Raw genomic sequence first — 20,327 nt, 5'->3', positions numbered from 1 at the left:
ATGGATGGCATCGCCGCCGCAGGGAAAACACGTCCCTGGACCTGCCCCGCACGTCCAACGCTGACGTTTCCGTCAGCATCCGGCGATGTCACCAGCGCCGGCATCATCCGCCCGCCATCCTGTGCTGGCTACGGTGGGGCACACACGATTGAGTGTGCTCAGGAGGCTCCCATGCAAACCCAGGAACTCGTCCGTACCCCGGCCATCCCCTCCATCTCCTCCCTGCGTGTCCTCGGTCTGGCCGCGCTGCTCGGCTCGCCCGCCATGCTCATTGAGGTCTACCGTCACGGTCTGGAAAAGGTTTCCAACGAAAACACTGACCCGCTGGGCGCCGTTCTTTACGCTGCCTTTTCGATTGGCTGGCTGTGCGCTTTGGTGGGCCTGCGTGAGTTGCGTGCCGCTGGGCGCAGCAAGGCCGCAAGCATCCTGATGAATGTCATCCTCGTGACCGTGACGCTCGCCATCCTGCAGTCGGTCATGGACCTGCTTAAGGTGCCGACCACGCACCCGCTGTATCTGATCACCGATATCGCCTGGCCCCTGAGTATGGTGCTGACATTCGTGGTGAGCGTCGCCGCGCTTTTCGCACGGGTTCTGCCGATGTGGGGACGGCTCGTCCTCGTGTTCTGCGGCATTTCCCTGCCGATCAATATCCTGGCCATGGTGCTTTCCGGCGAGATGCTCGGAGGGGCCGCCTTCGCGTGGCACACCTTCCTCGGCTGGGCAGGGCTTGGCCTCGTGCTGCTCTTGGTGCGGCCCGACCCGGCACAACCCTCCAGGCAGGTCTGACGGGTTGCAGGGATCAACCTCCGGAAGGCGCACCCACGATTGGAGCGCCTTCCGGAGGACTTTTTGATTCGCCCCTGGCCTCAATGGTCTGCGCTTAAAATCCCGGCGTGCCGATCAGAATCAAGCTGCTGGCCTCTCGGCGTAGGGTGAATCTACAAAGGGGTGGGCAGAAAGAGCGAGCCAGAACAGTGGGATGCAGACTCCCCACGCCCTGACAGAGGTCAAGCGCACACCGGAACCGCAGAGTTTCCTCCGCGACTCCGGTGTGTGTTGGGCTGCTTCAGTGGCCGGGTGTGTTCAGCGATTGCCCTGGCGGCGCGTCATGGTGATCGTGCCGCCAGCCAGGGTCTCACCGCTGGCGTTCGTCGTCGTGAAGCGTCCGCTGTACGAATCGCCGTCGAACTTTCCAGTGACATTCAGTTCGACCTCACGTCCCCCCTCGACTTCAAGGCCGATCTTCAGCGCTCCGGTCTGACTGTTGCCCTGGATCCAGCCCACCGCGTCGTCCCCCGAGAACCCGCTGCCGAGGATGCGCGGATCGTCGTCATCCATGCTGAAGCGCGTGCGGATGGTCCCCGCCGGAGTGGTCATGACGGCGTCCCATTCTCCCCGCGCGTTCCATTTCGTGGGCAACGAGGCATTTGGGGTGCTGCGGTCCGGCGTGGTGGGCCCTCCCGCTCCCGGCGGAGGCGGAGTCACGGTTCCCGGCCTGCCTGGCTGGCTCTGGGGTGCGGAGCCGAGGGGACGGTTGAACAGCGTCTCGCCGCTGCCGGACATCAGGCTGAGTGTGTGCTGGCCGCGTGTGTCCACCTTCACGAGCGCCCGCTCGCTGTATGGTTTGATGTGGTTTTTCTGGGTGGAGACCTTGTCCGGCGTACAGGTGTACCCGGTGGCCGAGCTTGTGGTGGGCGTGAAGGTCAGGGTGGCGCCGTTCGCCTTGACCGTTCCCTTCTCCTGGACCAGCAACTTGGAGGTGCAGTTGTAGGTGGTGACGACCATCAGACCGGTGCGCTCATAGGTTGAGTTGGCGTTCATTTTGAGAATGACACTTGTGCCGCTCGCCTCGGCCCATTTGCCTGTGGCAGTGTTGTAGTACTCGATGGGCGACACAGCGCCGTTGTGCCACTCGCCGCGCAGCTCCGTGGGGAGACCCGTGGGAGCTGGGGTCTTCGCTACCGGGGTGCGCCGCACATACTTCGCCGAGCCGTCCCCGGTCTTAAATGTAAGTTCCCCGGACGCCACGCTCCACGTCATTGTGTCTGAACCCGACTCTGCCTTCGACGACCGGATGCCCGAATTGCGCTTGCAGCCGTTGTTCAGGCGATCGGGCGAGTAGGCGCCGACCCGATCTACCTTGGCGGTCTTGAAGGTAATCTTGCTCCCCGAGACGGTGAAGGTCCCGCGCTCGACGGTCACGTCCATCATCTGGCAGGTGATCGGATAACCCGTCGTGCCGAATGAGCTTGGATAGTAGGTGGACTCGAACTCGGTGAAGACGTAACTGCCGTCCGTGTTCAGCAGCAGGCGGCGTGCGTCCGAGTTGGCGCCGCCAAATTCCGTGGTGTAGACGCTTGCGGGCAGTTGCGGGCCGCTGAGCCACTCGCCCGCCAGAGTGGCGGGCACCGCCGCAGCGGACGCAATGGAGGTGGGCAGCGCCAGGAGCAGGGCCGACAGGAAAAAGTGCGTGGGCAGGGTCATGGTGGGTGTCCTTTCGGGGAGCGTGGAATGTGGTTGGGGGCTTTGCACCCTCAGAAGGTACGAAAGGGCAGATGGCTCACGGATGTCAGGCATGCCGCACCGAAGTTCAGCTGTCTCGCCACCTTGCCCGAGGTCGTCAGGAATGCGGCGAATCGGTCAGAGTGCGGTGGGGGGACGAAACGGGCTGACGCGGCTCATTGCTCCCGCCAGTACGCGGCGGCGGCGGCAATGCCGAACTCCTGCTCGAACTTGCCCTCCCACAGGGCCGCCGTCCTGTCCGGCCCGGCACCCACCGCCGCCTTCGCCTCGACCCGCATGCCTGCGTCGGCAATCCCGTCCTTGTCAAACTTGAGGTAGACGCCTTCCTTGACGCTCAATCCAGACTTGTTGTACTGGGCGAGGGGGGTGTCCTTGGGCTGTTTAAGTTCGGCCTTGACGCCAGCGAATACCGTGGTGGTGCCGTTCCAGCCCAGGCTGAGCTGCGCGAAGGGCCCCACGTTGAAGGCGGTCTTGAAGCTCGGTGCAAGTTCGATGTCCAGGCCCTTGCAGCTCACGCCGAAACTCAGGCCGTAGTTCTCGAATGGCAGCGATTCCTTAGGCACTTTCGACTTCAGCTTGCCACCTGTCGTCAGGCCGCCGCAGGGGTCAGCCGAGAGTTCAGGCAGGGAAGCGAGGTCGAGTGACCCCTGCGCGGCTTGCCCCTGACACACCTCGTCGGGCACCTCCGACATGATGAGGGCCGCGTCTACCACTGGACCGTAGAACAGCGCCTTCGCCCTCGACTCGGTGCCCAGCCTCAGTGCAAGGCGTTCGGTGGGGTCAGCAATGTTGGCAGCAAGCGCCGTTTCGTGCTTCGTTCTGAGGGACACCCAGCGCGCCATGGCCTGCTCCTGCCCCCGCACGAAGGGCCGCAGGCCCTCCATGTAGGCCCGCGCTGCCTCGTCGTACACGGCGGCCCGCTGCTCACACGTCGGCAAACCACGCGCGCGTTCGCTGATCTCATTGCGGATCTTCGCAAAACGCGGCACAGCGTCCAGAAAGGCGTAGTGCGTGTCCCACGCAGCCTTGTACGTGCTCCACAGCTCGGGCTCGAAGTGTGAATAGACGATTGCCTCACGCACCAGCCGCATCCACCGTTGCTCGCCAGCGTCGAACCTGTTCCAGTTCGATAGGTTTGTCGCCTTGTCGTTGAGCGCCATCGCTTCTGCACCCCCGGTGCGCTCGAGGGCTTCGTACTGATCGCTCAGGGCAATCGCCTCCAAGCGGGTTCTCGGCAACTTCAGCTGCGGAAACTCGAAGGCCGCCCCGCGCGAGAGGTCGAACAGGTCCCGCGCGGGGCGGCGACGAGGGGTCGCCTCGACCGGCTTCACTCCGGCACCGTGCCGTCCTGGCGTCGTTTCCTCCAGGGCGTAGTCCTTGCTCGCCTGAGGATCGGGCGTGCGGCGCAGTCCAAGACGCAGTTCGCGCGTTGCCGCATCGAGCTGTCCCTGGCACAGCAGGGCCTGAGACAGGTTGGTGTGCGCCTCCGCGAGGTCCGGGGCAAGTTTCAGCGCGGCGCGAAGCGGCGTTTCGGCCTCCTTCCAGCGCCCCAGCCCCAGAAACGCGTGCCCCCGGTTGGACAGCGCGATGGCCTGTCCCGGTACGCCCGCAGGTGCAGGCAACGCGCCGCCCAGCCGAGCGGCCTCATCGAGAAAGGCGAGCGCCTCATGCGGGAAACCGGTCATGGACAGGAGCCCGGCAGCGTTTACAAGCGTCCAGCCACTCCTGGGCTGCGCGCGGTGCGAGGCGAGCAGCAACGCGAGGGCCAGCTTTGGCTCTCTGCCTGCGAGCGACGCAATGACGTCGTCGCTGCTGGCCAGACCCTTCACCTTGCTTGCCTGGGCGCCGAGAACCTTCTCAACATTGGCCAGAGCTTTCTGGAAAGTGAGGGCACCAGGAGCGCTGCCCACCGGTAACGGCGGGGAACCCTTCTTCTTCTGTTCCTTGAGGCTCTCGATGCTCTGCTTGACCCCCTCATAGCCCTGAACACCCGGCTTCATGGTGGCGAGGAGGGCTTCAAGGCGCTTGATCATCTCATCGAGATCCTGTCCGCCGCCGACGGCCAGACCCGGAGTGGCGTAGTCCCGCACCTGGGGTTTGCACGCCTGGTCCCGGGTTTGACCCACCTGCTTCTTGTGCTCGTCAAAGGTGGGCAACTTCGTCTGGTCGCTCCACGCGCGCCAGGAACCGCCCGCCAGGGCGGACGAGAGGAACAGCGAGGCACTGAACGACAGGACAGACACAGCAGTTCTATTCATGCGCCGACCTTGCCGGGGAGCGGGTGGCAGACGGATGGCAGAGGGTCTGAAGTCTCACCAGCGAGAGCGGTGGCAACCGCTCAGAGGGACAAGCCCAAGAGCGTAGAGGTCAACGCGGTGCCCATGCTCGCCAGAAAAAGAGGAGCAGGCGCATTGCGGAATGCATGAGGCCATTTGGAGGCAGCCAACCTCAGAGGATGTGGCGGATACTGCTAAGTAACGACAAATCTCTCGGAACTCGTGGGGGCAAATTCAGCCGTGACGCATGCGTTACGCACGTAGCACTCCGGACCCTTGTGGCTAAAATGAAAAAGACCCGCGCTGGGCGGATCTTTAATTGGTGGGCGGTATAGGACTTGAACCTACGACCTCTCGCGTGTGCAGAATCAGAAATGCTCTCTAAGTCGTGGAAACTGCCCTTGAACTCGCGTTTCCAAGTGGCGGGTTGTTCCTGAGTCGCTACAGGTCACCTCCGTATTCACGCGCTTAATCGAGATCGCTGGCTGTCAACGCGCCATCAAGAGAGAACACTGCTTTGCGACCCGGGGGCAGCTTTACGGTCTGGAGCGACGCCCCCTCGGCTATCCTGGACCGAGACAAGGTCACCTTCAGCCTCACGGGGGATTTATCGATCGGCCCTGTCCCAGGGCAGCAGGCCCGGGCAGGCTGGTCCGGTGACATCGCTCAAGGTGGCGCTGTTCAGCACGGCCGTTCTGATCAATTCCGCCCAGTCTGTGGGGTTATTTTCCGGACCCAGCCGGCCGGGGTTCCAGCGGCACAGATCCCAGAGGTGCCAGCTGTCCTTGGCGCGCCGCGTGTGGTTTCGGTGGTCCCAGGGCTGGGGCTGGGTGCGAGGAGTGCCGCTGGGCCAACCGTGGGCTGGTCCGTGGGCATCCACCCACGACGCGCTCAGCTCCAAGACACTGCGCAAGCCGGTCTCAGGGCTTCGGAGGCGCGCCCGCACCTCGCTATGCTCAACAGTGCATAGTTTGCGGCGGCGCATCTTGGACAAGCCCTGACTTTGGGCTTGGTCTGTCTTAATCTATGCGAGGGTACCCCCCTGACAAGTCGAAAATATTGCTTGCAGAGGTCGTCTGACACATTAGAATTCTGAAATTCTATGAAGACATTTCTCTTGCTCTCTACCGTTCTTAGTCTGGAAATGCTGCTCACCGTCTGCGAAAGTGCTGGAACGTGGACCTCGCAGGCCGCGTATTCATGACATGAACGACTTCCTGATCACAGCACTGAGCTTCCCCACACTGCTGTGGAGCGTGATGCTGAGCCTGTGTGCCGCGTACTGGCTGATGGCCGCCAGCGGACTGGTGGACGCCACACACGTTCATTTGGACACCGGACATGTGGATGGTGGGCACGGACATCTGCATCCCGGACACCTGGATGCGGACCACCAGAGCTTCGCAGGCATGGTAGCCGGACTGGCCGATCGGCTCGGCCTCGGCGGCGTGCCCGTGATGCTGAGCGTCACGCTGCTGAGTCTTTATAGCTGGATCATCTGTTACATGGCCGCGCTGCTGCTCTTGCCCATGCTGGACGGACGCTGGCAGGTGGTCGGCGGCATGATCACGCTGGTGGCGGCCACTATGCCCGCCGTCCTCGCCTCGGCGCTGAGTCTGATCTGGCTGCGCCCGGCGCTGGGATGGCTGAGTCCGCCTGAAGCGCCGTCGCTGATCGGCCGCGCCGCCCGCGTGATCACCCCCGGCGTGGACGCCCGCTCCGGGATGGCCGAGCTGGCCGACGGCGGGGCCGGACTGCGGCTCCAGGTGCGCTCACCCCTAAAGGAACACTTCGTGCGCGGCGACGCTGTGGTGCTGCTGGAGTATGACCCGGCAGACAACAGCTACGTGGTCATTCCCGCCCCAGACGTTTGAGAACCGAACCTGTGAAAAGCAGCGTTGAGATCCCTCAGCAACAGACACCCTGCATGCCCCGCACCAGCCACACCACACAGAGCGCTGCCCTCGGCGGAACATCCCCCGCGCCGGCAAGCAAGGAGACTGCATGACCCTCCCGATCCTCATCCCTTTCCTGATCGCCCTCGGGATGGTTCTGCTGATCATCTTCGGCCTGATCGGCCTGGTCAAAGCCTTCTACATTAAAGTCGACCAGGGCACCGCGCTGATCGTCAACGATCTGAGCTCCTCGCCCAAGGTGCGCTTCACCGGAGCGCTAGTGATCCCAGTCCTATACAAGGCCGAGATCATGCAGATCAGCCTGATCACCCTTCAGGTGGACCGGCGCGGCCGGGAAGGACTGATCTGCAAGGACAACATGCGTGCGGACATCGCGGTGGCGTACTACCTGCGGGTCAACGAAACCAGCGAGGACGTACTCAAGGTGGCAAAGTCCATCGGGGCGAGGCGCGCTTCTGACCGTGAAGCGGTCGACGAGCTGTTCAACGCCAAGTTTTCCGAGGCTCTCAAGACCGTGGGCAAGAAGTTCGACTTCATCGAACTGTTCGAGAAGCGTGATGAGTTCCGCGACGAGGTGGTCAAGGTCATCGGGCGTGACCTCAACGGGTATGTCCTCGAGGACGTGGCGATCGACTACCTCGAGCAGACCCCTAAGACCCTGCTGGACCAGAACAACATCATGGATGCCGAGGGCATCCGCAAAATCACCCAGCTGACCGCCGCCCAGAACATCGTGACCAACGAGCTGGAGCAAAACGAGCGGCTGGCGGTTACCAAGAAGAATGTTGAGACCCGCGAAGCCACCCTGTCCCTTGAACGCCAGCAGGCCGAGGCCGAGGCGCGCCAGCGCCGTGAGATCGACACCATCGTCGCCCGCGAGCAAGCCGAGACCCAGAAGGTCAGAGAGGAGCAGCGTCTGCTCTCCGAACAGGCGCGCATCGACACCGACGAGAAAGTCGAGATCCGCGAACAGGAGCGTAGCCGGCAGGTTGAGGTCGCTGAACAGAACAGGCTGCGTGCCGTGGCCATCGAGATCGAGCGCGTCACCCGTGCAGGGAAGATGGAGGCAGTGACCACCGACCGCGAGGTCAAGTTGCAGGAAGTCGACCGCGATAAGATCGTCGAGCAGGGCGTGATGGAGGTGGCCAACATCACCCGCGAGCGCATCGCCATCCAGAAGACCGTGGCCCTCGAGGAGGAACGCATCAACGAGGTACGCCAGGTCTCTGCCGCTGACCGCGACAAGCAGGTCCGCGTCCTCGGCGCCGAGGCGGCCGCCCAGGAGACGCTGGTCAAGCAGATCAAGGCCGCCGAGGCTGCCGAGACCGCCTCGCGTCACCGCGCCGCCGAGATGACCAACCTAGCCCAGGCCGAATCAGATTCGGCAACCCGCAAGGCCGATGCCGTCAGGGTCATGGCCGCCGCCAAACAGGTGGAGATTGCCGCGCCCGGCCTCGCCGAGACCCAGGTCCTCGAAGCGAAGGCAGAAGCCAGCTACAAGCAGGGCAACGCCGATGCCCGCGTGCTCGCTGAGCGCATGGCTGCAGAAGCGCAGGGACAGGCCGCTGTCGGACAGGCGCTTGCCAGCATCACCAGCGCCCAGGGCAGCGCGGAAGCTGGGGCCGTGAGTGACCGCATGATGGCCGAAGCCAGAGGCCTGACCGCCAAGTTTGGGGCCATGGACTCGATGAGTGACCGCGCTCGCGACCACGAGGAATTCCGCATGACTCTGGAAACCAACCTCAAGGAAGTCACGGCCTCCCTGGAAGCCGGGAAGGAAGTGTCGAGGGAAACCGCAGGCGTGCTTTCCAGCGCACTGAAGAACGCTCACATCGACCTGGTTGGCGGTGAGGGCGGGATGTTCGATGCCCTGAGCCGCTCAGTGTCCATGAGCAAGGCCGTCGAGGGCTTCGCCGCACGCAGCCCGATGGTCCAGGCGTTGCTAGACCGTTTTGCAGGCGTGCGTCTCGGACGCGAGGAAACGGGGTACGGAACCACTACAACAGGAGCCATCGACAAGAACTGAGCGCGGCACACAGCTGGTCGGCGGGCGCGTGAGGCAGTGACGCGCCCGCCGGTTGCCGTTCAGAAATGCAGCGCCGTCCACACAGGGAGATTCCGATGACCGAACCCACACCCTCCAGCATGCCCAAAGACCAGACCACAGCAGAAGTGATCCCTGCCCCTGACCAAATCACGGGCACGTACCCAACACGCAACCCAGAACAGAACACAGCCGAACAGACCCCAGCCGAAGAAACCAGCGGGGCCTACGCAGTGCTCAGCGCCCGACTCGCTGCACAGGGCGCAGCGCTGCAGAGCATGGTCGCAGACCTGAATGCCCAGCGCATCGCTGAATTTGGCGAGGGGGAGATGACCCTGCTGGGACGCGTGCGCATCCACACTCCCTTTATCGCCCTGGGCCGTGATCTGGTCGAGGCTGGGCCGTGGCTGCTGTTCGGCTTCAACGCCGCGTCAGCGCGCAAAGGGGAAACCGCCGTCGGCGACGTCCTCAGCCTGTACCAGCTCATCGAGACTGGCGGAACCTACGACGTGCAGCCCGTTCCCACCCTGGGCACCTTTCTCGCAGACCCAACTTTCGTGCGCGACTTCGCCGAGCTGTACGCCTACTACAAAGACGCCCGACTGCTCCAGCTGCTCACGCGCGGCACCAAACTGCTGGCCGTTTTTCAGATGGGGCAGACCATCGCCGATGTGCGGGTGTTCCGCTGGGAGGTCAGCCCGACAGGCGAGATCAGCTATACCGACGCGCGCGGTGAACGCGACGCTGCGCCGCCGCCCAGATTCGACTTCGAATGGATCCGCGCCGGACGCGAGCTGGAAGTCAGCGGACGTCACCCACACCTGAACATCCTTGATACCCTGTACGTCGAGACGCGCGGCGGCACGCTGACGGTCAAGACCGAGAACGACACTGAGACCGGCGAGGGCGTGTATAGCGAGCCGGTAGACGACGCCACCCAGTCCCTGGACGACGCTAGATTCGAGTACGCGCGCGTGGGAACGCTGATCCTGCTGCGGGTGCTGCCCTACCGCGAACAAGCGTGGCGCGGGTTGATCTACAACACCCTGACGCGTCGGGTGATACGGAGCGACGCCATGCTGCTGTCGTGCATCAGCCTGCCTGAAGACCACGGCATCATCTTTCCCGGTGGCTTCTACACCCAGAGCGGCGAGTACCGTGAATTTGACGCGCAGGTCCAGGGCATGACCCTCAGCGGCGTGCAGCGTTCCCCCAATGGTGAGGACGTGCTGTACACCTTCTACGAGCCAGTCAGCGGGGAGAGCGCGCTGTTCGTCTATAACCTGATCCGCCGCGAACTGGCCGCGCCGCTGTTCGCCCACGGTGAGGCCCTCCAGGAGGGTGGCATCCTGACGCTGTTCCAGGCCGAGAGTTCTGTGCCCACACGGGTGCATCCGATGCAGGTGTGGAAGACGCCTTTTTATAGCGACGAATTTGCCTCAAGAGCACCGCAGAGCAAGAGCGCACTTGGGCGGCTGGGCAACGCCGAACTGGTGCGCGGAGTCTCCAATCTCACCCAGGTGGCGCGCACCACTGGCCAGCGGGCACAGGACTCCCGACACTACACCCGGCTGACGGCCAGCGCCCGGCGGCTGTTCGAGGTGCACCACTGGCTCGCCGATCCCGCCAACGCCGCGCTGGCTGGCCTGCTTCACGAGATCATCGCCAGCAGCGAGGCGGTGCTCGACGAATTCGAGAAGGTGCAGAGCATGCGCTTGGCGGCCCGCGAAGCCCTGGATCAGGCCCGCAAGGAACACCGCGCCCTGCTCACCGACCTTGCCAGCCGCGCCCATACCGAGGTGCAGTCCTTTGTCGACGCCCTGGAGCTGCTGGTGGCAGAACGCGGCAAACTGCTGAGCCTGCGGGATATGCGCGGCATCGACGTGGCCGCTGTAGATGCGATGGTGGGCGAGACCACAGCGGCGCACACCCAGACCGGAGAGGCCACCGGCGCTTTCCTGACTGGTCCGGAGGCGCTGACCCCGCTGGCTGATGAGATTATGGCCCTGGAAACCGGGCTGTCCTCGGCAGACGCGGCGTCCAGCCGGGAGCTCAACGCGCAGCTCACGAAGATCGCCGGAGTGGCTGGATCACTCGACACCTTGTCCGAACTGCTCTCCGGACTCCCGGTAGAAGACGCGCAGGCCCGCACGGCGGTGATCGAGAGCATCTCAGGGTTGTATGCCAAGCTCAACGCGCTGCGGGCCAGAACAGAGCGCCGCGCACGGGACGTGGGCGAAGGAGAGATGGCCGCCCAGTTCGCCGCCCAGATGAACCTGTACCGCCAGTCGGTGGTCGGAGCGCTGGGACGGGCGGACTCCCCGGAGCGGGCCACCGAGGAACTGGCCCGCCTGACCCTGGCCGCCGGGGAGATCGAAAGCCGGTTCGGCGAGTCCGACACCTTTGTGAGTGCCTTACTGACCCTGCGCCAGGAAACCCAGCTGGCCTTCGAGGAACGCCGCCAGGTGCTGTTGACCGCGCGTGAGCGCCGCAACCAGACCCTGGGCGACACTGGCGCCCGTATCGTGGACGGCCTGGGAACCCGCCTGGGGCGCCTCTCAAGCCCCGAGGAGTTGCAGGCCTTCTTCGCGGGTGATCCGCTGATCCTGCGCCTGCGGCAGGTCGCTGGACAACTCAGCGCCCACGGTGACGTGGTTCGCGCCGGAGACCTGCTCTCTCGCCTCGCCGCCGCCAGGGACGGGGCCGTGCGGCAGTTGCGAGACCGCTCAGACCTGTTCGAAGACGGCGGAAAGGTGATCCGCCTGGGGCCACGACACCGTTTCAGTGTCAACACCCAGCCGCTGGAACTGACCCTGCTGCCCAGGGACGGCACACTCAACGTGCATCTGACCGGCACGGGATTCATGCAGCCGCTGCACGACCCGGTGTTAGACAGCCTTGAGGAATTCTGGGACGCGACCCTGGAATCCGAGTCACCGCAGGTCTACCGGGGCGAATACCTCGCACACCTAGTCATGCAGGCGGCCCGGACAGATGCGGCAGCACAGACTGCGGCAACACTGGACGCTGCTGAAACCCACGGAGCGCAAGTCACGGAAAATGAGAGACAGGCGGGCCTGACCATGGACACCCTGCGCTCGCTGTTGGATGATCCGCGAGCCTTAGAGGCGCGAGTACGCGCCTTCGCCGCTCCACACTACCGTGGCGGCTACGAGAAGGGCGTCCACGATCACGACGCGGCCCTGATCATCACCGCGTTGCTGCCCCTTGAGGATGCCGCCGGAGCACTGATCTACCCAGCAGAGTCGCGTGCGCTGGGAGTGCTGTTCTGGGCCAGCTGGAGTGAGCTGCGCGCAGAATGGGCCGAGCGGGTGCAGAGTGCGGTCACCATCGCCAGCATGTTCGGAACACGTGGTGCGATGGACACTGCGCGCGATGAACTCGCCGGCGAGATCAGCCTCCACCTGGGGAACGCCGGCATCCCTGTGACCACCAGCCAGGCCCATCAGGCCGCCGAATACCTGTGTGCCGCCATCGAGGCCACCTCCCAGGAGCCCAGCACGCCAGCTGAGAGCGTCAAACTCAGTTTCACCCGGCGGGCTGTCGACCTCGCAGACGCGCTGCGTGCGGACGCGGAGCTGATCGGCAAGGCCGATCAGCTGAGGGCATCGCTGGATGCGGGTAGAGGAAGGTCACTCGCCCAGCGCTGGAAGATGGCGCTGGCCTGGACAGCGGCGCTGACACAGACTGAGGCGTGGACAGGTCACGTCGGTGAAGTGCCGGAAGCGGCGGCGTGGCTGCTGTTCGGTGAGGAGCTCAACACGGAGACCCAGGAAACCGCGCTGATCACCCATGTGAGCGGTCTGATCGGCACGCACCCCAGGATCACGGGCGGCGCGCTGACCCTGGACGTGGGCGAAACCGCAGCCCGGCTCGAACAGCACCGCACGGTGTACGTGCCGGGGATGCGCCGCTATCAGGAAGCGCGGACCGCCGTGATGGAACGCGAGGCCGCAGCGCTGCATCTCTCCGAGTACCAGGCGCGGCCGCTCACCTCGTTCGTGCGCAACGGCCTGATTGACGGCGTGTACCTGCCGGTGATTGGCGACAACCTCGCCAAGCAGATCGGCACCTTGGGCGAAGGGCGCCGCAGCGATCTGATGGGCCTGCTGATGCTGATCTCCCCGCCCGGCTATGGCAAGACCACCCTGATGGAGTATGTCGCCAGCCAGCTGGGACTGGTCTTCATGCGGATCAACGGACCGTCGTTGGGGCACCACATCACCTCGCTTGATCCCGCACTGACCGGAGACTCCGGATCCAGGGCGGAACTGGAGAAGCTCGGCTTGGCGCTAGAAATGGGCAACAACGTAATGCTTTACCTCGACGACATCCAACACCTCAGCCCCTCGTTTTTGCAGAAGTTCATCTCGCTGACCGACGGCACGCGCCGCATCGACGGGGTCTGGCAGGGGAAACCGCGCACCTACGACCTGCGCGGACGGAGATTTGCGGTGGTCATGGCAGGCAACCCCTACACTGAGTCCGGCGAGGTCTTCCGGGTGCCAGATATGCTGGCCAACCGTGCCGACGTGTACAACCTCGGCGACGTGCTAAGCGGGATGCAAGGTGCTTTCCTGATGAGCTACATCGAAAACAGTCTCACCTCCAACCCGGTACTGGCCGCACTCTCGGGTCGTGACCCGGCAGACTTGGCGCTGCTGGTGGAGCGCGCACAGGGACGCGAAGTGAGTCTGTCGGGGCTGAAGTCCGGTCTGGGCGAGGCTGAGGCCGGGGAGATGGTCGAGACCTTGCGGCGCCTGCTGCGGGTGCGTGACGTGCTCTCGGCGGTCAACGCGCAGTACATCGCCAGCGCCGCGCAGGATGACCGCTACCGCACCGAGCCGCCGTTCCGGCTGCAGGGCAGCTACCGCAACATGAACCGTCTGGCCGAAAAAATTCAGCCGGTGATGAACGACACCGAAATTGCAGGTCTAATCGCGGACCATTACCTCGGCGAGGCCCAGCTGCTGACCAGCGGCGCCGAGGAAAACCTGCTCAAGCTCGCCGAGATCCAGGGCACGTTGACCCCAGACCAGGACGCGCGCTGGCAGCAGATCCGCACCGGCTTCCTGCGGGACCGGGCGATCGGCGGGGCCGGGACCGACGTGGGTGGACGGGTGGTGGCGCAGCTGGCCGACATCGCTGCCGGGATGAACGCTCAAACGGCGGCCCTCAGGGAAGGGGTCAGGGAAGCGGAGGTGCGCGGTCACTCCGCCGGATGGAATGCGGCCACGCAGGCCAGCATTCTGGCCGCGCTGCAGTCCGTAGAACAGGAACTCTCAACAGTGCGTCAGAGGGAGGCCGCACCAAGCACAGCCACAACCGCACACCCAGAACCTGCACTGGTGACACTCGAAACCCTCATGGGCGCGCTGGAGGGGGCCCTCGCGCCGCTGCTGTCCATTGTCGCGTCATCCAGCGTGCGTGACAGGGAATTGAGCGACTCGCTCGGTGACATCGCCGACGCGCTGAAAGGAGCGCAGGCACACGGCCGGACGCTGAGCCTTGGACGGCACCCCCGAAAGCAGGACGTGGCCTGGGGGGAGACGGATGTGAAAGAACCCGGTCAGGAAGATGAGAAGCTGTAAAGAGATGAAGTCGGGCAGCCGGGAGGAGTGATGACCAGTCTGCCAGTCACAGTCCTGGGAACGTTCATGCCCTGCCCACGCCAGTATCTAGTCCCGCAGCCTGTGTCTCACGGTCCAGATCCAGACCGCTAACCCCAGCCAGCATCTAGTCCATTACGGCGAGGTCGTGGGCTGGTTGCCCAGGGCGAGGTTACGGGGTTGAAGGCGCTTCACGGCCTTTACAGCGCGGAAGAGGGCTTGTATCTCGGTGAGAGTTAGGCTGCGCTTAGGCTGAAACACCTGCTTGATCCGCTTTCTTCCTTTGAACGGATCGCGGGACAGTTCCTCCACCCCACGAGCCAGCTACAGAAGGCCCGAAGTGATCTCTCGTAATTAAAGAGAGTGTTGGGCTTAAGGTCTTTAGCGAGGGCTTGAGAGACAGTGAACACAGAAAGGGATGAGGCGTCGGCGTCGGCCTCTAATAACGGCTTGAGAAGATAGTTGAGGGTGTAACGATGCCATTCCAAAGTTCTAGGACGGCTACCTCTTGCCCGGTGGTCCAACAGAAATACTTCTAGTGCTTCACTGAGTTTCATACCTACCTCCTGAATCTATGACCGTCAGACTAGGTATGTCGATAAGAAAGCGCCCCAGACAGCTAAATGCCATCTGGGACGTTCTTTTTCCTCTTGGTGGGCGGTATAGGACTTGAACCTACGACCTCTCGCGTGTGAAGCGAATGCTCTACCACTGAGCTAACCGCCCGAACATCAAGCTTTCCTGCTGGCCGAGGATGGTGGGCCTTGCCGGATTTGAACCGGCAACCAATCGGTTATGAGCCGACTGCTCTGACCGTTGAGCTAAAGGCCCGGGGCCTTTGCACGCGCCCCCAGATCGCCACGGGGACGGCTGGTCATCAGGCGAGGGGAAGTGTAGCAACGGTCCCTGTGCTTGTCAAATGCCTGTCCCCGACTTCTGGAGAGCTGCCCGCTGTTCAGGACTGAGGGTCATTCTCTTCCACGAGTTCCCGCAGGCGCCCGATCAGGGGGCGCAGCCGCTCACGCCGCAGCTTCAGGGCTGCGCGGTTGACGATCAGCCGGGCACTGGACTCGAACAGCACGTCCAGCTCTTCCAGATTGTTGGCCTGAAGGGTGCTGCCAGTCTGCACCAGGTCAATGACGGCCTCGGCCAATCCGGTCAGGGCGGCCAGCTCGATGTTGCCGCTGAGTTTGACCACCTCCGCAGGGATGCCCCGTGCGTTCAGGTAAGCGCGGGCGGCACGAGGATATTTGGTGCCCACACGCACGATGGGCGCGGTGGCCCCTCTCTCGCGGATTAACGACAGACGACAGGCGGCGAACCTTAAATCGACAGGTTCGTAGACCTCGCGCCCGGACTCGATCAGCACGTCCTTGCCCACGATGCCAGCGTCGGCCACGCCCAGATCGACGTACACCGGTACGTCCTGATTTCGCAGCTCCAGCACGGTCACGCCAGGAAATTCGTGGCGCAGGGCGCGGGACTTCTCAGGCAGCGTCAGCGGGAGGCCCGCCTGTGAAAGCAGCGCGATGGCCTGCTCCAGAATGCGGCCCTTGGGCAGCGCCAGCGTCAGGTGATCCGGGCCATGCAGGGGAACGGGAGTCACGCTTCCCCCCCTGCCTCGAACAGCCCGGAACCCCGCGCCCAGCGCCGGATACCCCTTGCCGCGCTGTAGCGCCTGAGTTCGGTCAGATCGTCCGTCCAGGCCAGTTCGGCACACAGACCCTGTCCACGCGCGGTCTCGGCCCCTGCCGCGTCCAGCGCCAGCACCACCTCGGGCTGGGGGGGCAACTGGGGCGCGGCAGCCCGCAGCAGACGCTCCAGACCCATCGCGAACCCCGCGCCGGGCAGCCCGCCCTCCAGTGTGTAGCGGCCCCCGCCCAGGACCGGCTGATTCAGGCCCGCCGCGTAGGCGCGGAAGGTCAGGCCGGTGTAATAGTCGTAGCGGCGACTGGCCCCCAGGTCATACAGCAGGCCGCCGTCGTACAGCTCCGAGACCTCGCGCAGGTGGGCCACCGCCGCCTGTGCCCGCGCGCCCTGTGCCAGTTTCGAAGCAGCGTCCAGGACCTCCGGGCCGCCGTACAGATCGGTCAGGGCGTGCAGGGTGTGGGTGACCTCGTGTGATAGCCCATGCTGGCGCGACAGCAGATCGATGTCCGCGCCGCTCTTGCGGTCCACCGCGCCGTGCAGTGCCTCCCGGGCGGGGCCGTGCAACACTGCGTCCTCCAGCACGGCGTCCACGAAGCCGGGAAAGCCGACTTCCAGCTGGGCCTCCACCGAAACTGCGGCCAGCGCCGCCGACGCCAGATGCAGCAATTCGGCGTCGGCGCGTGCGCCCAGGGTGCCGATCAGCTCCACGCCCGTCTGCCCGAATTCACGCAGGCGCCCCAGTTCACTGGTCAGAGCACGCAGCCACAGCCGCCCGCTGTAATGCAGGCGCAGCGGAAACGGCCCTTCCGGAAACTGGGTGCGCACCAGCCGCCCAATCGCAGTGGTGAACTCGCTGCGAAGAGCCAGTACCTGTCCACCCGAATCGATCAGCTTGAAGGCCCGCGCGTCCTGCGGATGGCGGGCGTCAGCGTATTCCAGAGCCGGGACCTCCACCCCACGGTAACCCCAGCTTCCAAAAAGGTGGGACAGCCGGGCCCGGAGGGCCTCGCGCTGTTCCCACTCGGGCGGCAGCACATCACGCGTCCCCTCGGGGACAGGGGCAGACGGCAGGACAGGCAGGGTGCGGGCGGGCGAACTCACGGGAGGCATTGTAGGGGCTGGACGTGTGGTGCAGCGGCAGAAGAACTGAGCTGGCCCGTGTGCGTCCCCTTGACGCTGGGCTTCAACACTGCGCTTAACCGTTTTCTGCACGGCCCGGCCCATTTGACGCGGCTCAGCCCAAGCGTCCTGCCCGCTATACTTGGGGTCATGCGCCGCCCGTCCTTCCCACCCGCCGCAGCGCCGCTGCCCGTCCTGGGATTGACGCTGGGGCTGCTCCTCAGCGGCTGTGCCCGCACCACCGATACGTTCAAACCGCGCATCACCATCAGCAGCACCACGGGGGGCGAGGTCACCCGCGAGAAGTCGTTCCTGGTGCAGGGATACGTTCTGGACGACATCGGGGTCACACAGGTCACCGTGGACGGCAAACCCATCCCGATCCTGCCCGGCAGCCGCAAGCTGGCGCGTTTTCAGTTCAAGACCCTGATCGAGGGTTCACAGGGCAAATACACCATCGCAGCGCGCGACGCGGCGGGCAACGAATCCACGCTGGTGCTGCCGATCAGCGTGGACACCGTCAAACCCACCATTCAGGTCACGCGTTTCGAGAAGAGCGGCAACAACATCCGGGTCTCCGGCGTGGCCGGCGACAACACCGGGGTGGCACAGGTTCTGGTGGACGGCAACCGCCTGAATATCACGCCCGGCCCGCGCGTGGAATTCTTCGCCGAGACCACCGGTATCTGGGCAGACATCACCGTAATTGACGCCGCGGGGAATCAAGCCACCCAGCGCGCCCGCTGATCGCGGTGACCGCCTCTGCCCCACTGGCCACGCTGGTGCGTCCCTCATGGACAGCGCGCCTTGTCCTGTTGCTCTCGGGGCTGTTCCTGTACGGCCTGAGCCTGCGGCTGATGCTGGACGCCCATGTGGGCACCGCCCCCTGGGAAGTCCTGCATGTGGGCGTGACCCGTCACCTGCCGCTGACGGTGGGCGTGGTCAGCATCCTGACCGGGGCAGCCATCGTGGCCTTCACGGCCCTGCGCCTGCGCGAGCGCATCGGCGTGGGCACGCTGCTGAACGTGGTGCTGATCGGCGTGTTTCTGGACGTGCTGGCCCCGCTGATTCCCGATCCCACCATGCTGGGCTGGCGCTGGGTGCAGTTTCTGCTGGGCGTGGGACTGCTGGGCTTTGCCACCGGAGCCTACGTGGCGGCGGGCCTGGGCGCCGGCCCACGCGACGGCCTGACGCTGGCGCTGAACCGGCTGACCGGCTGGCCCGTGCCGCGCATCCGCAGCGGCGTGGAATTACTGGTCCTCCTTCTCGGCTGGGCCCTGGGTGGACCGCTGGGCTGGGGCACGCTGGTCTTCGCACTGACGGTGGGGCCGGCGATGGGCTGGGGTCTGGGGTTGTTCGGGGTGGGCAAGAAGGCTTGAACAGAAGCGCTCTGACGTTCGAGGCCTTCCGGCCCGGTGCCCCGGATTTGCGCCGCGCAGGAGCGATTGGTTACCTGGCCTGACATGCCCCCCACCCCGCTGACCTCTGCCCATCTGCGCGGCGCGGCAGCGTCCGTGCTGATCAGTGCAGTTTTCGCCGTCATCTGGGGCCTGAACGGCAGTCTGGCCCTGGCAGGCACGTGGCGCCTCCTCGCGTTGCTACTGGTGGCCGGGATCACAGCAGCACTGGCCGGAGTGGCGCTGAAGCTTCGTTGTGAAGCGGCCCATGCCCCAGCTCCTCCAGGGAAAGGGCCGCCCAATCCCTTTCTGACGACGGCCTACCGGGTATCCGTGATCGCCATGGTTCTCGCCTTTCCTGTCGCGGCCAGACTCCTGACCGCCAACGGTCTGGAAGACGCCATCATGGCCGCAATTGCCATCATCGTGGGCCTGCACTTCTTCGGCCTCGTCCCGGCTTTTCGCAACGGCGCCTTCGCGGGGGTGGGCGGGGCACTCTGCGTGCTCGGCGTGGCGGCACTGTTCCTGCCGGTTGGCATCAGAACCGCCGTGCTGGGCCTGGGCTGCGCCGCGATCCTGTGGCTCGGCGTCACGTCGCCGGCGCTGCGGAGTCTGGGGCAGCTTCGGCGGGGCCACACTTCTGCCTGACGTCACAGAGCTGTCCAGGGGCCTACTTCGCTGGAATGGTGAATCGGCCGCCTTCCTCGCGGGTCAGCACGCCGCCCACGAATTCACCCATGCCTGACGCGGTGACGGCCTGACCGTTCAGCGTGCCTGTGCCGCGCACCGGCCCCTCCCAGTACGCCACCGAGGTCGTCTTGCTCAGCAACTCCTGATTGTCACGCAGGGGGGCCAGTTCCAGCGCCAGGTTCTCGCCACTTACCGTCCAGCCCAGGGTGTAATTGCGCCCGCTGGGACTCGTCCAGACCCGTCCCGGCGTCATGGTCACGTCTCTGACCTCGCGGGCCACGCCCTCCGAACTCACGTGCGAGGCCGCCACCTGCACGACTTCATTTCTGGCATTCTTGACCCGGTACAGCATCAGGTCCGAGCCGTCTGAGAGGTGCAGGCCGAACCAGTCCCATTTTGCCGCCGCGCCGGGCTGCTGATCGCCCCACTGATGGTCCAGCCACGCCTGCCCGCTGGCCTGCCGTGTTTCATCCCCCACCCTTATGGTCCCGCTCACATCCAGCCGCGTGACGCTCTGGTAGTACAGGCGCCCAGTTTCGGCAGTGCCGGAGTAGCCGGGGGGATGGACCACCGCATTGCGTGCGGGCCTGAGGGTCAGGTTCAGCGGGCCAGCCGTCAGCTTGAATGGGGCCTTGTTTCCTGCCTCCTGCACCAATTTCCAGTCGCCCTGCGAAACGCTCAGGGGGGGAAAGCCAAACGCGGCTTTCTGATCGCCGTTCTCTACAAAATACAGGTTGTTGTTCTTCAGATCGGTGACGGCAATGTGCGAGGCATGGTAGGGCAGGCCCCTGTAATTCACCTTGAACTGCGCCCAGTGAAAGGCCAGCCCAGCGTCCGGGAGCACGCCCGACACGTACCACCACTCGGTCCCAGCATTCCTGGCACCCAGATCGTCCGCAACTGGAATGATGGACGGATCGAAAGCCAGGGGTGCGGGCGCACAGGCGGTCAGCAGGGCACTGCCCACAACCAGCGCGGCAGCAAGACGCATTTTGTCCATACTCCAAGTTAAGCACCTCGGGCCATCCAGACTTCAGGAATTGATCCAAAAAAGCGGGCCGGAGCATTCACCCCGGCCC

12 protein-coding genes and 2 tRNA genes are annotated in these 20,327 nt (G+C 64.6%); 7 read left to right on the top strand and 7 right to left on the bottom strand.

The window, feature by feature from the left end; translation table 11 throughout:
* Nucleotides 1-171: 171 nt before the first annotated feature.
* Entirely contained in the window at nucleotides 172-789 is a 618-nt protein-coding gene (locus HNQ08_RS04325; protein ID WP_184127876.1) for a hypothetical protein, read from the top strand.
* A gap of 297 nt (nucleotides 790-1,086) precedes the next feature.
* Here the strand turns inward: HNQ08_RS04325 and HNQ08_RS04320 are convergent, their stop codons facing one another.
* Both HNQ08_RS04320 and HNQ08_RS04315 read right to left on the bottom strand, forming a co-directional pair.
* Nucleotides 1,087-2,487: a hypothetical protein gene (locus HNQ08_RS04320; protein WP_184127875.1), complete on the bottom strand. Its 1,401-nt coding sequence runs from the start codon at nucleotides 2,485-2,487 to the stop codon at nucleotides 1,087-1,089.
* A gap of 194 nt (nucleotides 2,488-2,681) precedes the next feature.
* Complete coding sequence (locus HNQ08_RS04315) at nucleotides 2,682-4,784, bottom strand: tetratricopeptide repeat protein (RefSeq protein ID WP_184127874.1); 2,103 nt, start codon at nucleotides 4,782-4,784, stop codon at nucleotides 2,682-2,684.
* Between the two features lie 1,223 nt (nucleotides 4,785-6,007).
* Here HNQ08_RS04315 and HNQ08_RS04310 point away from each other — a divergent pair.
* The 3 genes from HNQ08_RS04310 to HNQ08_RS04300 all read left to right on the top strand — a co-directional run bounded on the left by HNQ08_RS04310 (nucleotide 6,008) and on the right by HNQ08_RS04300 (nucleotide 14,374).
* Entirely contained in the window at nucleotides 6,008-6,676 is a 669-nt protein-coding gene (locus tag HNQ08_RS04310) for a hypothetical protein (RefSeq protein ID WP_184127873.1), read from the top strand.
* 130 nt (nucleotides 6,677-6,806) lie between these two features.
* Entirely contained in the window at nucleotides 6,807-8,744 is a 1,938-nt protein-coding gene (locus tag HNQ08_RS04305; RefSeq protein ID WP_184127872.1) for a hypothetical protein, read from the top strand.
* Between the two features lie 95 nt (nucleotides 8,745-8,839).
* Entirely contained in the window at nucleotides 8,840-14,374 is a 5,535-nt protein-coding gene (locus HNQ08_RS04300; RefSeq protein WP_184127871.1) for a DNA repair ATPase, read from the top strand.
* A 669-nt stretch (nucleotides 14,375-15,043) separates the two neighbouring features.
* On the opposite strand, the gene HNQ08_RS04295 is transcribed toward HNQ08_RS04300, so the two are convergent.
* The 4 genes from HNQ08_RS04295 to HNQ08_RS04280 all read right to left on the bottom strand — a co-directional run bounded on the left by HNQ08_RS04295 (nucleotide 15,044) and on the right by HNQ08_RS04280 (nucleotide 17,152).
* Nucleotides 15,044-15,118: transfer RNA gene (locus HNQ08_RS04295), tRNA-Val, on the bottom strand.
* Between the two features lie 29 nt (nucleotides 15,119-15,147).
* Nucleotides 15,148-15,223, bottom strand: a tRNA-Ile gene (locus HNQ08_RS04290).
* A 124-nt stretch (nucleotides 15,224-15,347) separates the two neighbouring features.
* Nucleotides 15,348-15,998: an ATP phosphoribosyltransferase gene (gene hisG / locus HNQ08_RS04285; RefSeq protein ID WP_184127870.1), complete on the bottom strand. Its 651-nt coding sequence runs from the start codon at nucleotides 15,996-15,998 to the stop codon at nucleotides 15,348-15,350.
* On the bottom strand, nucleotides 15,995-17,152 hold the full coding sequence (locus HNQ08_RS04280) for an ATP phosphoribosyltransferase regulatory subunit (protein ID WP_184127869.1): 1,158 nt from the start codon (nucleotides 17,150-17,152) through the stop codon (nucleotides 15,995-15,997). The genes hisG and HNQ08_RS04280 overlap by 4 nt, the downstream gene beginning before the upstream one ends.
* Before the next feature lie 159 nt (nucleotides 17,153-17,311).
* Between HNQ08_RS04280 and HNQ08_RS04275 the strand changes: the two genes are divergently transcribed.
* From HNQ08_RS04275 to HNQ08_RS04265, 3 genes are all read left to right on the top strand, one after another.
* Complete coding sequence (locus HNQ08_RS04275) at nucleotides 17,312-17,908, top strand: hypothetical protein (protein ID WP_184127868.1); 597 nt, start codon at nucleotides 17,312-17,314, stop codon at nucleotides 17,906-17,908.
* A gap of 5 nt (nucleotides 17,909-17,913) precedes the next feature.
* The gene (locus tag HNQ08_RS04270) at nucleotides 17,914-18,540 is read left to right on the top strand and encodes a YczE/YyaS/YitT family protein (RefSeq protein ID WP_184127867.1); all 627 of its coding nucleotides are present in this window, start codon (nucleotides 17,914-17,916) and stop codon (nucleotides 18,538-18,540) included.
* 84 nt (nucleotides 18,541-18,624) lie between these two features.
* Nucleotides 18,625-19,206 (top strand): hypothetical protein, encoded by a 582-nt coding sequence (locus HNQ08_RS04265; protein WP_184127866.1) that lies wholly within the window; start codon nucleotides 18,625-18,627, stop codon nucleotides 19,204-19,206.
* 22 nt (nucleotides 19,207-19,228) lie between these two features.
* Here the strand turns inward: HNQ08_RS04265 and HNQ08_RS04260 are convergent, their stop codons facing one another.
* Nucleotides 19,229-20,248, bottom strand: coding sequence for a lipocalin family protein (locus HNQ08_RS04260; RefSeq protein WP_229789757.1), 1,020 nt, complete (start codon nucleotides 20,246-20,248; stop codon nucleotides 19,229-19,231).
* Nucleotides 20,249-20,327: the final 79 nt, after the last annotated feature.

This window comes from Deinococcus humi (genome assembly GCF_014201875.1).
Lineage (GTDB): Bacteria > Deinococcota > Deinococci > Deinococcales > Deinococcaceae > Deinococcus > Deinococcus humi.
The sequence above is the reverse complement of the archived record's forward strand: the minus strand, read 5'-3'. Positions and strand labels throughout refer to the sequence as shown.